11 protein-coding genes are annotated in these 9,918 nt (G+C 69.5%); 8 read left to right on the forward strand and 3 right to left on the reverse strand.

Features of this window, described 5'->3' with window-relative positions; translation table 11 throughout:
• Position 1: 1 nt before the first annotated feature.
• The gene (locus FB562_RS12885; RefSeq protein WP_185740581.1) at positions 2-1,525 is read left to right on the forward strand and encodes a DUF4082 domain-containing protein; all 1,524 of its coding nucleotides are present in this window, start codon (positions 2-4) and stop codon (positions 1,523-1,525) included.
• A 68-nt stretch (positions 1,526-1,593) separates the two neighbouring features.
• Here the strand turns inward: FB562_RS12885 and FB562_RS12890 are convergent, their stop codons facing one another.
• Positions 1,594-2,475: a hypothetical protein gene (locus FB562_RS12890; RefSeq protein WP_221625425.1), complete on the reverse strand. Its 882-nt coding sequence runs from the start codon at positions 2,473-2,475 to the stop codon at positions 1,594-1,596.
• A 100-nt stretch (positions 2,476-2,575) separates the two neighbouring features.
• On the opposite strand from FB562_RS12890, the gene FB562_RS12895 reads away from it, so the two are divergent.
• The 7 genes from FB562_RS12895 to FB562_RS12925 all read left to right on the forward strand — a co-directional run bounded on the left by FB562_RS12895 (position 2,576) and on the right by FB562_RS12925 (position 8,221).
• Positions 2,576-3,448: a glycosyltransferase family 2 protein gene (locus FB562_RS12895; RefSeq protein ID WP_141881703.1), complete on the forward strand. Its 873-nt coding sequence runs from the start codon at positions 2,576-2,578 to the stop codon at positions 3,446-3,448.
• Positions 3,445-4,776 (forward strand): polysaccharide deacetylase family protein, encoded by a 1,332-nt coding sequence (locus FB562_RS13730; protein ID WP_221625426.1) that lies wholly within the window; start codon positions 3,445-3,447, stop codon positions 4,774-4,776. Before FB562_RS12895 ends, FB562_RS13730 begins: the two co-directional genes overlap by 4 nt.
• Positions 4,773-5,447 carry a hypothetical protein gene (locus tag FB562_RS12910; RefSeq protein WP_141881705.1) on the forward strand — a complete coding sequence of 225 codons (675 nt, stop codon included), beginning with the start codon at positions 4,773-4,775 and terminating at the stop codon, positions 5,445-5,447. The genes FB562_RS13730 and FB562_RS12910 overlap by 4 nt, the downstream gene beginning before the upstream one ends.
• Before the next feature lie 55 nt (positions 5,448-5,502).
• Positions 5,503-6,891 carry a hypothetical protein gene (locus FB562_RS13685; protein ID WP_185740582.1) on the forward strand — a complete coding sequence of 463 codons (1,389 nt, stop codon included), beginning with the start codon at positions 5,503-5,505 and terminating at the stop codon, positions 6,889-6,891.
• Positions 6,888-7,394, forward strand: a complete 507-nt coding sequence (locus FB562_RS12915) for a glycosyltransferase (RefSeq protein ID WP_185740583.1) — start codon at positions 6,888-6,890, stop codon at positions 7,392-7,394. Before FB562_RS13685 ends, FB562_RS12915 begins: the two co-directional genes overlap by 4 nt.
• A gap of 25 nt (positions 7,395-7,419) precedes the next feature.
• The gene (locus tag FB562_RS12920; RefSeq protein WP_141881707.1) at positions 7,420-7,818 is read left to right on the forward strand and encodes a glycosyltransferase family 2 protein; all 399 of its coding nucleotides are present in this window, start codon (positions 7,420-7,422) and stop codon (positions 7,816-7,818) included.
• A gap of 145 nt (positions 7,819-7,963) precedes the next feature.
• Positions 7,964-8,221, forward strand: coding sequence for a hypothetical protein (locus tag FB562_RS12925; protein ID WP_141881708.1), 258 nt, complete (start codon positions 7,964-7,966; stop codon positions 8,219-8,221).
• A 174-nt stretch (positions 8,222-8,395) separates the two neighbouring features.
• On the opposite strand, the gene FB562_RS12930 is transcribed toward FB562_RS12925, so the two are convergent.
• Positions 8,396-8,722 carry a hypothetical protein gene (locus tag FB562_RS12930; RefSeq protein WP_141881709.1) on the reverse strand — a complete coding sequence of 109 codons (327 nt, stop codon included), beginning with the start codon at positions 8,720-8,722 and terminating at the stop codon, positions 8,396-8,398.
• Between the two features lie 157 nt (positions 8,723-8,879).
• Complete coding sequence (locus FB562_RS12935) at positions 8,880-9,071, reverse strand: hypothetical protein (RefSeq protein WP_141881710.1); 192 nt, start codon at positions 9,069-9,071, stop codon at positions 8,880-8,882.
• Between the last annotated feature and the right edge of the window lie 847 nt (positions 9,072-9,918).

Below are 9,918 nucleotides of genomic sequence, written 5' to 3' on the forward strand. Positions count from 1 at the left end.
AGTGAAACTCGCCCTCGGGGCGGCAGTGGCAGCTCTCGCGCTGCTCGTCTCCCTCTTCGTGACAGCCCCATGGGGCGTGGCCCCCGTTGCGGCATCCGCCAACACGATCCTCGGCGACAAGGCACCACGAAGCCTCGTCGAGCATTCGGATGACACCGGTGTCGAGGTCGGCACCCGCTTCAGCGTGCGCGCCGATGGCAACGCCACCGCGATGCGCTTCTGGAAGGGTGACCGCGCCGTCGGCCCCCACACGGGAACCCTGTGGAGCGAACGCGGCCGGGTGCTCGCGACGACCACATTCGACGACGAGACCGACTCTGGCTGGCAGACAGCCGAGTTCGACCGGCCCGTGACCCTCGAGGCCGGTAAGACGTACGTCGTCTCGTACTACGCCACCGACGGTCGCTACGCGGCGACGCACAACTTCGACGAGAAGTCGCAGTCGTCGCAGCTGACGATCAAGCGCGGCGCGGGCGTGTTCAAGTACGGCACGAAGACGAAGTTCCCCACCGACACCTACCGCTCCAGCAACTACTGGGTCGATGTGGTGTTCAGCGTCGGCGCCCCCGCAGGCCCGACGACGCCGGGCGAACCGGGCACCTCGAACCCCGGTGACGGCGAGACGCCGGCACCCGGCGACGAAGAGACGCCGGCCCCGGAGCCCACGCCCGAGCCCACTCCGGCCCCGACTCCGCAGCCGGAGCCCGCTCCGACTCCCGCACCGACGCCCACCCCCGCCCCGTCTCAGGGATTCCCGACGGCGGCGACCACGGGAGTGCCCGCCGGCACGGCCCTCACGCCGTACACCGGATCGTGCACCATCACGGCACCCGGCACCGTCATCGACGCCAAGCAGGTGAACTGCTCGACCCTGAGCATCCAGGCGCAGAACGTCGTGATCAGCCGCTCCGTCATCAACGGCACCGTCTCGAACAGCGAGCGCGGTACCAGCTCGTTCACGATCACCGACAGCGAGGTGCACTCCGGAAACCAGGTGGCGACCGGCATCGGCGACGCCCGCTTCACGGCGACCCGCGTCGAGGTCACCGGCGGCAACCGCTCGGTGAACTGCGCGCTCGACTGCGCCGTCGTCTCCTCCTATGTGCACGGGCAGTTCCGTGACGATTCGGGCCGCGCGCACGAATCGGGCATCCGCATGGGTGCCGGCTCCGTCATCCGCGGCAACACCATCGTGTGTGACGCACCGGATGTCGCCCCCGACGCCGGATGCTCGGCAGCACTGACCGGGTACGGCGACTTCGCGGTCGTGCAGAACAACGTCATCGACGGCAACCTGTTCGGCGCCGGATCGGGCGGCTACTGCAGCTACGGCGGGTCGACCGGCGGCAAGCCGTTCTCCAGCGGAACCAGGGACATCCGGTTCACCAACAATGTCTGGCAGCGAGGCGACTCCGGCAAGTGTGGCTTCTACGGCCCCATCACGTCGTTCGACTCGAACGCGCCCGGCAACGTGTGGAGCAACAACACGTGGGATGACGGCACGCCCGTCCGCGCCGCGAACTGATCAACCGGTCATGGCCGCCCCTCGGGGCGGCCATGACCTCTTTAACGAACAGTCCCGGATGCCCGCCGCTACCACTCGAGCAGCGTCAGTTCGCTGTACAGATAGTCGATGCCCTGGGCTGTGACCTCGGCGCTGCGGAACATCTTCGCGCGCGGGGCCTTCAGGGTGACGCCAAGGGCGGGAACGCGGCCGAGCACGCGATGCTCCGCGAGGGTCGCCACAGCGCCGCCGAGCAGCAGCCGCGACGCGATCTGCGGCCACGCCGTCGCGAGGAGCGCCGCGCTGCCGCCGAGGTACAGCGGCGAGGCGAACAGCGGGAGGCCCTTGCGTCGGTCGCGACGGTAGACGAGGTACGCATACTCCTCGCCGTCGACCGCGAGGAGATGGCGGGCCGCCGGGGCGTCGCGGTGGTCACGGAACAGCCGCGCATCCGCCCCCGTGAGCGTCCGTTCGATCGTGGCCGCATCATCCGTCACCTCGAGGCCTCGCCTCGGCAGGCTCGGAAGATTCACGAGCAGGCGGGTCGTCGTGTCGAGCGGCACGAAGCCGAGCCTCCTGTTCAGCTCCACCACGTTGCCGCTCGGTGAGAGATCGGTGAACTCGAAACCCTTCTGGCCGAGGATGGCGCGCAGCAGCCGAAAGCTCTGCGCGCGGTGCTCCTCGCGAACGCAGAACGCCGCCAGGTTGCAGAAGCGGCGCCGCACACCCTCCACCTCGCGCTCGGAATAGACGGCGATGTAGACGCCCACGATCTCGGCGCCACCCTGAGCATCCGTGCCCGCCACAAGCTGGAAGCCGCTGTTGGGGGCCTCCGCCTGCCAGGGCGGATCGAGCAGCGCAGCCCACGCCGAGAGCGGCACGCGAGGGTTCAACTCGGCCGACAGAAACCGGGCGACCGCCTCGGCATCACCCCGTGCGATCGGCCGAACCTCGATCTCTCCTCGAGTCATGCTGCGAATATTACGGCACGAGTGGGGGCCCGCCCGCTATCCTGCTCGAAGAGGGAACTCACTGCCTGTCGTACCCGACCATGGCGAAGGGAACCGCACCATGCCGAGCGTCGTGATCGCCGCGCACAACGAGCAGAATGTGCTCGGGGCGAGCCTCAGCGCGCTGTTGGGCCAGGCGGTGTCGGAGCCGCTCGAGATCATCGTCAGCGCGAACGGGTGCACCGACGACACGGTGGCCGTGGCGACGCGCGCCGGCGTCACCGTGATCGACCGCCCCGAGCCGGGAAAGGCCGCCGCGCTCAACGCGGGCGAGCGGCTCGCGCACTACTTTCCCCGCATCTATCTCGATGCCGACATCCTGGTTCCGCCCGGCGGTCTCGCCTCGGTCACCGGCCGCTTCTCGCATCCGCCATACCCACTCGCGGTGGTTCCGCGGCGACGCCTCGACACCTCCGGGCGCCCCTGGCCTGTTCGCGCGTACTGCGCGATCAACGAACGGCTGCCGGCGTTCAGAAACGGCCTGTTCGGGCGCGGGATGATCGCACTCTCAGAGCAGGGCCGCAGCCGCTTCGACTCCTTCCCGGCCATGATCGCCGATGACCTGTTTCTCGACTCCCAGTTCGCCGATGCCGAGAAGGCGGAGGCGAGCGACGTCGAGGTCGTCGTCGCCGCCCCGTTCACGACGCGCGAACTGCTGAACAGGCTCGTGCGGGTGCGCCGCGGTAACGCCCAACTGCGCGCGGCCGCCACAGCCGGCGCGGTCGACGTTGCGGTGCGCCCGGCCGATCGCTGGGCCTGGCTGCGCCATGTGGTGCTGCCGACTCCCCGGCTGGCGTTTGCCGCGGTGCCCTATGTCGTGATCACGTTGCTGGCGGGGCTGCTCGCCCGGCGCACGGTCCGGGCGGGCGACGGGTGGGGGCGCGACGAGAGCACGCGCGGCGCGCCACCGGCGACGAACGGGGCGGCCACATGATCGCCAACATCTGCTTTCACGGCATCGGCACGATCATCCGCGAACGTGAACCGGGCGAGGCGCGCTACTGGGTCACAGAGGGCAGTTTTCTGCGCATCCTCGATGAGCTCCGCGAGAACCCCCGCGTGCGGCTGAGCTTCGATGACGGCAACGCCTCGGATGCCTCGGTGGCGCTTCCGGCACTGCTCGAGCGAGGTCTCCAGGCGACCTTCTTCGCGCTCGCCGGCCGCCGCGACGACGCCGCGAGCCTCTCACCGGCAGACCTGCGCGAGCTGCGCGGCGCCGGGATGCAGATCGGCAGCCACGGTTGGGAGCATGTGCCGTGGCGCGGTCTGAGCGACGCCGAGGCACGCCGCGAGCTGATCGACGCCCGCACCGCCCTCGTCGAGGCCAGCGGCGGCCCCATCGATGACGCCGCGCTCCCCGCTGGGGCGCTACGACCGCCGCCTGCTGGCCCGGCTGCGGCAGGCCCGGTACCGCACCGTGTACACGAGCGACCGCCTCCCGGCCAGGCCCACCTCGCACATCCAGGCGCGCTACAGCGTCACGGCACTCGACACGGCAGAGTCGGTGCGCTCCCTCGTGGAGCATCGCCCGGGCATCCGGGATCTTCGCAACCTCGCGGCGAGCGCGGTGAAGAGGCTCCGGTGACCATCCGCCACATCGTGACCGCAATGCTGCGACGCTGGTACGCGCCGCTGGCGTTGCTCCTCTGCGCGGTGCTTGCCACGGCGCTCATGCTGCACGACGGCGGCACGTACAGCACGCGAACCGTGATCTCGTTCATGCGCCCCTCGACAACGACCCTGTCGCCGAGCAACGGAACGAACGACTCGAACATCATCGCCTTCGCGGCGGCCGTCACGGCGCAGGTCAACAACGGCAGAGCCGCCGCGCGATACTCGATGGACGACGCCCCCTTCTACGGTGCCGGCATCCGCGAGGGCGTGCTCGTCGACCTGGCCGACTCGGGCAACCAGTGGGCCGCGACGATCGACAAGGCCGAGATCGAGGTCCAGGTCGTCGGCCGCACCCTCGACTGGGTCGAATCACGACAGCAGCAGCTGATCGACAAGATCGTGAGCACCGCCGAATCGCAGCAGGCGCAACTGTCGGTCACCGATGACGGCCGCATCACGGCATCCGTCGTGCCGCTCACCACGCAGATCGAACACGTCACCCCCTCGCGCAGCGCCCTTGTGACGGCGTTCGCGGCGATGCTCGCGGTCGCCCTTCTCATCGGGGCCTGGGCATCCGTGGGCATCGACCGGATGCTCACCGCGCGACACGATCGGGCATCTGACAGTGCGAAAGGACAGACTCCGTGAACTTCTCCGACACCCTCCGTGGGCTGCTGAGGCGGTGGTACATCGTCGTGCCTGGTCTGCTCGCGGCCGCAGCGATCGCGATCGGCGCCTGGTTCGCGATCCCCCCGGGCTACAACCGTTCGGCCACGCAGCTTCTGCTGCCCGGCGCGAACAGCATCCCCGAGGGGGCGAACCCGTACCTGTTCCTGGGAGGCCTGGCACCGGCCGCGGATGTTCTGGTGCGGGCGATCGGCTCGGAGAACGTGGTCAACGACATGGCCGAGAAGCACCCGGGAGTGGAGATCGCGATCTCGCGAGACACCACGACGGCGGGCCCCATCATCCTCATCACCGTCACCGCCGACAGCGACGCCGCGGCAGAGGAGGTGCTCACGCTGCTCGTCGAACGCACGGCGACGGTGCTCGAGGACTTCCAGACGAGCGAGCGCATCCCGGCAGACAACCGGATGAGCGTGATCCCCCATCACCGTCGACGAGAAGAGCGTCGCCGAGCAGCGCACGCGCATCCTGGTCGCGGCGGGAGGCGGCCTCGGCATCGCCGCGCTGACCCTGCTGCTGGCCGGACTCGTCGAAGGGCTGAGCCGACAGCGGCGCAAGCGTGCGCGGCAGAAGCCGGCGGCGTCTGCGGCTGCAGCATCAGAACCGACGGCATCCGAGTCTGCGGCATCTGAACCTGCCGTGTCCGAGCCCGCGGCGTCCGAACCCGACAGCGAGGAGTGACTCGGCGTGTCGACCCAGCGAGCAACCCGCCGCCGCCTCGATCGTGACGGTGGCGCACCGCGGCGTGAGATCGATGCGGTCGGCATGCTCACGGTCTACCTGGTGCTGCTTCTCGCGATTCCGTCGGGGGTCACCATCGGTCTGCTCGGCACGCTCGGCCGCCCGTCCCTGATCTGGGGTCTGGTGCTCCTCGCCTGGTGGGTGATCTCCCGCCTGCAGGCGCGAGAGTCGGAGCTGCGGCCCGTGTCGCAGCCGGTGAGCTTCGCGTTCATGGCGTTCTTCGTGCTCGTGCTGGTGAGTTTCGCGGCAGCCATGCTGCGCGGCCAGCCCGACGATCAGGTGAGCCCGGCACTCACGGCGCTCATCCGGCTGCTGTCGTGGGCCGGCGTGCTGCTGGTCGCGGTCGACGGCATCCGCACTCTGGGCGACCTCACCACGATGGCGCGACGCATCGGCATCGGCGCGGGGCTGCTCGCCACGCTCGGCCTGCTTCAGTTCGTGACCGGGCAGGCTCTCGTCGACTTCTTCGGCACGATTCCGGGGCTCTCGCTCGCGGGCGGGCTCGGCGAGCGCGCCGGCGTCGTGCGCTCCTCGGGCACCGCCATCCACCCGCTCGAATACGCGACCGCGCTGAACGCGGCGCTCCCGCTCGTGATCGCCGCCGCCATCTCGCGCGGATTCCAGGCGCCGCACAGTCGCGGAGGGCTGCGCTGGTGGCTGCCCGTCGCCCTCATCTCCGTGTCGTCGATGGTGGCCGTCTCCCGCTCCGCCATCATCGGATTCGCGGTGGCCGTGGTGTCGATGATCCCGGCGCTCTCCCCCCGCTCCCGCATCGTCGCGATCGGCGTCGGCGGGGTGCTCGGTGTCGCCGTCTTCGCGGCCGTGCCCGGCCTGCTGACCACCACCGTCGGCCTGTTCGCCGGCGCCGCAGACGACCCGAAGCACACAGTCGCGCACGAGCGGCCTGGCGCGTGTGCCCGAATTCATGTCGACATCCCCTGTGATCGGTTCCGGCTTCGGTCTCTTCCTGCCGCGGTACTACATCTTCGACAACCAGTGGGTGCTCATCGCCATCGAGCTGGGCGTGCTCGGCGTCATCGCATTCGCCGGTTTCTTCGCCGCCGCCATCGGCAGCGCTCTCCGGGCGAAGCGGGCATCCGAACCGCAGTTGCGGCTCCTTGCGCATGCGCTTGCCGCGTCGATCATCAATGTGGCCGTTCTGTTCGCGTTCTTCGACGGGCTCTCGTTCCCGATCGCGGGCGCATGCTGTTTCTGCTTGCCGGGCTGTGCGGGAGCGTTCGCCGCATCACCTGGGAGAGTCATCCGCCCGCAGGCCCCCACATGCAAGCGCCACCACACGCAAGCCCCACCACACGCAAGGGAGCCGCACAGTGACGGCATCTGATCAGGCCGCAGGCAGCGGGCCTCTCGACGTCGCCGCGGTCGTCGTCACCTACAACAGCAGCCGGCACGTGACTGGCCTGCTCGACAGCCTGCCAGACGCCTTCGGTGACCTCTCGTATTCGGTCGTCGTGGTCGACAACGGGTCGAGCGATGACACCGTCGAGCTGCTCGCGCGCCGCACCGACTGCACCGTCGTGCCCTCCACGAACGACGGCTATGCGGCCGGCATCAACAGGGCGGTGCGCGAATCACCGGATGCCTCGGCCATCCTCATCCTGAATCCCGACGCGACGCTCGACCCCGACTCTGTGCCGCGGATGCTCGAGACGCTGCGTCGACCGGGCACCGGAATCGTCGCCCCCCGGGTGCGCGAGGAGGACGGCCGGCTCTCCCCGACGATCCGACGCGGGCCGAACGCTCGCCCGCGTCGGAGGGCTCAGCTTCACGGGCCTGCCCGTCTTCAGCGGAACGCAACGACGGGCATCCGAATATGAGAGCGAGCACGAGGTCGACTGGGCGGTGGGGGCCATCCTGCTCGTCGACCGCGAATGCTTCGACGCCCTCGACGGCCTCGACGAGTCGTTCTTCCTGTACTCGGAGGAGACCGATCTCAGCCTCAGGGCGAAGGATGCGGGATGGGCGACCATGTACACGCCGCGCGCCGGCGGAATGCAGATAGGAGGGGGCTCCGGTGAGAGCTGGGCCACCCACACCATGCAGATGCTCAACCGGGTGCGCCTGTACCGGCGGCGGGCGGGCGACGGCCGCGCCTGGCTCTACTTCGGCATGACCGTGCTCGTGGAGCTGCGGCGCGGACTCCTCGGGCAGCGCACCTCCTGGCCGACGCTGCGCGCCCTGCTGCGCCCGTCGCTGCGACCGCCTCAGATGGGCGCGAACGACACGATGCTTCCCCGCTGACGGCAACGCATCAGCCGCGCACGACCGCCGGCGACCACGCGTGCTCGATGAACAAGGTCGGCTTCTGCGCTGCCATCCGCCGGGGCCGACCACACGTCGCTGTCTCCCACCGCATCCAGGCCGCGGCAGACCGAACAGGAGGGTGTTGTCGTCGAGCCATTCCACCTGGTCGTCGACGCTGCTCTCGCCCGGGACCACCGTCTCCGTGCCGCTCGCCAGGTCGTACACGGCAATCGACCAGCTCGAGACCGACCCCGTCGACACGTTCTTCTTGAACGCGATGCGCGTGCCATCCGGTGACAGCGACGGGCACTCCACATTGCTGCGCAGCGACACCATGGTGCGTTTCGCCAGATCGCCGCGCACCAACCAGGTGCTGCCGCCGGATGCCGCGGTCGCGTAGAAGGTGTTGCCATCGGTCGGCGAAGGTGACGCCCCAGAAGTTTGCGGTCGCTCGTGGTCAGCGGCTCCCCCTCGATCGTCGTCGTGAAGTCCTCCAGGTTGCCGTACTCGGTGCCATCCGCGCCGCTGATCGTCGTCGCCGTCGAGAAACCGATCGTCGCGTAGGAGTGGCCGGTCACGAAGGCCGTGCTCGCCCACAACTGCGAATCCGGCGTGATGCGGGTGCGACTCGGCACCCCCGCAGCGGCCAACCACCCAGCTCGTTCCACTCGTTGTCGTACAGCTTCGCCTCGAACTTCGAGCCGAGCCGGCGATCCGTGTGCAGGCACAGCACCCTGTCGGCGCTCGCATGCACGCGGTCGCAGGCGACCTTCGAGACCGCGCGCGGAGCATCCGGAGCCACCGTCGCATCCGTGCCGTCGGCGCCCTCGAGTGGCACCGCGCCACCACCCGTACTGCTGCCCGAAGCAACCGTGTGTTGCGGAACAGCACCCGCGGCCATCGAGCAAGCTCTCGAACGGCACGGCGCCACCCGCCGCCTCGGCTGCCGCCGACACCCTGCCCTGATAGTCGAGATACGCCCCACACGCCGTAGCCGCCCGTCGCCAGCAGCACAACGGCCACGACAGCGGCGAGCCACGCCCAACGCCCGCGACCGCTCACCCCTCGGCCACCCGTTCTGCGGGGTCATCCGCGGTGCCCTCATCTGACGGGCGCTCGTCTGACGTGCCCTCGTCCGCAGTGCCCTCGTCCGGCGTGCCCTCGTCTGGCGTGCCATCGTCTGGCGGGCCCTCGTCTGGCGGGCGCCGGGTCGCCTGCCGCAGCAGCCAGGCCGCGAACGGAATCACCACAGCACAGCGCCACCGCCACCACGATCACGCATTCGCGCGCCCCGCGAAGAACACAGAAGCCCGAAACCGGTCGACGCGAAGAACGACACACCGCCACAACCGTCTGCGCCGCGCGCGATGCCGCTCGCCCCGCGCCGACACCGGCGTGAACTGCGTGGCCCAGCGCCGCGATGATGCCATCGGTGGCCGCATAGAACACGCCCAGCAGCAGAAGGCAGGCGATCGTGATCGGAGCCCCCGCCACCGGCAGCGCCGCCGACACGGTACGCCGCCAGCAGCGCAACATGCCCGATCACGAATATGCGCGCACGCCCGACCCTGTCGGCGAGCCGGCCGACCGGCACCGCCAGCGCGAGGAACGCCACATTCGTGCCCACATAGAGCAGCGGAAACCACTCCGCTGCAAACGCAGCCCCTGTCCTGCAGCACCAGATATGATGAACCCCGTCACGAACGCGTCAGCAGCCCGAACAGCGCCGCAACCAGCAGCAGCGGCGCAGGCGGGGGTCACGCAACTCGCGCAGACTGAACCGCTTCGCCGGTGCGGGCCACCCAGGCGCCTCGGCCGCGGGCGGCGATTCGGAACAATGAAACCGAGCACGCCAGGCCGAGCAGCGCGAACGCCAACGTACACCACGAAGATCGTGATGCGAAGCCGTCCGGGCATGAGCAGCAGAATCCACGAGGCGATGTAGAGGCCCAGCGCCGCGCCGTATCGTGTCAAGCATCCGGTGCATGCCGAACGCCCTGCCCAAAGCATCCGATGCGACGAAGCAGCGTGAGGGCATCGCGCGGCGCCGTACGCACCCCCTTGCCGAGCCTGTCGATCGCCAGCACCGCCGTCAGC

It is taken from the genome of Homoserinimonas aerilata (assembly GCF_006716125.1).
In the GTDB taxonomy this organism is placed as follows: Bacteria; Actinomycetota; Actinomycetes; order Actinomycetales; family Microbacteriaceae; genus Homoserinimonas; species Homoserinimonas aerilata.

Bases quoted from the DNA above. Each gene is read 5' to 3' on its own strand.
- FB562_RS12895 (WP_141881703.1), top strand. From the start codon at position 2,576: ATGCCGAGCGTCGTGATCGCCGCGCACAACGAGCAGAATGTGCTCGGG.
- FB562_RS12890 (WP_221625425.1), bottom strand. From the start codon at position 2,475: ATGACTCGAGGAGAGATCGAGGTTCGGCCGATCGCACGGGGTGATGCC.
- FB562_RS13730 (WP_221625426.1), top strand. From the start codon at position 3,445: ATGATCGCCAACATCTGCTTTCACGGCATCGGCACGATCATCCGCGAA.
- FB562_RS12930 (WP_141881709.1), bottom strand. From the start codon at position 8,722: ATGGCCGCGGGTGCTGTTCCGCAACACACGGTTGCTTCGGGCAGCAGT.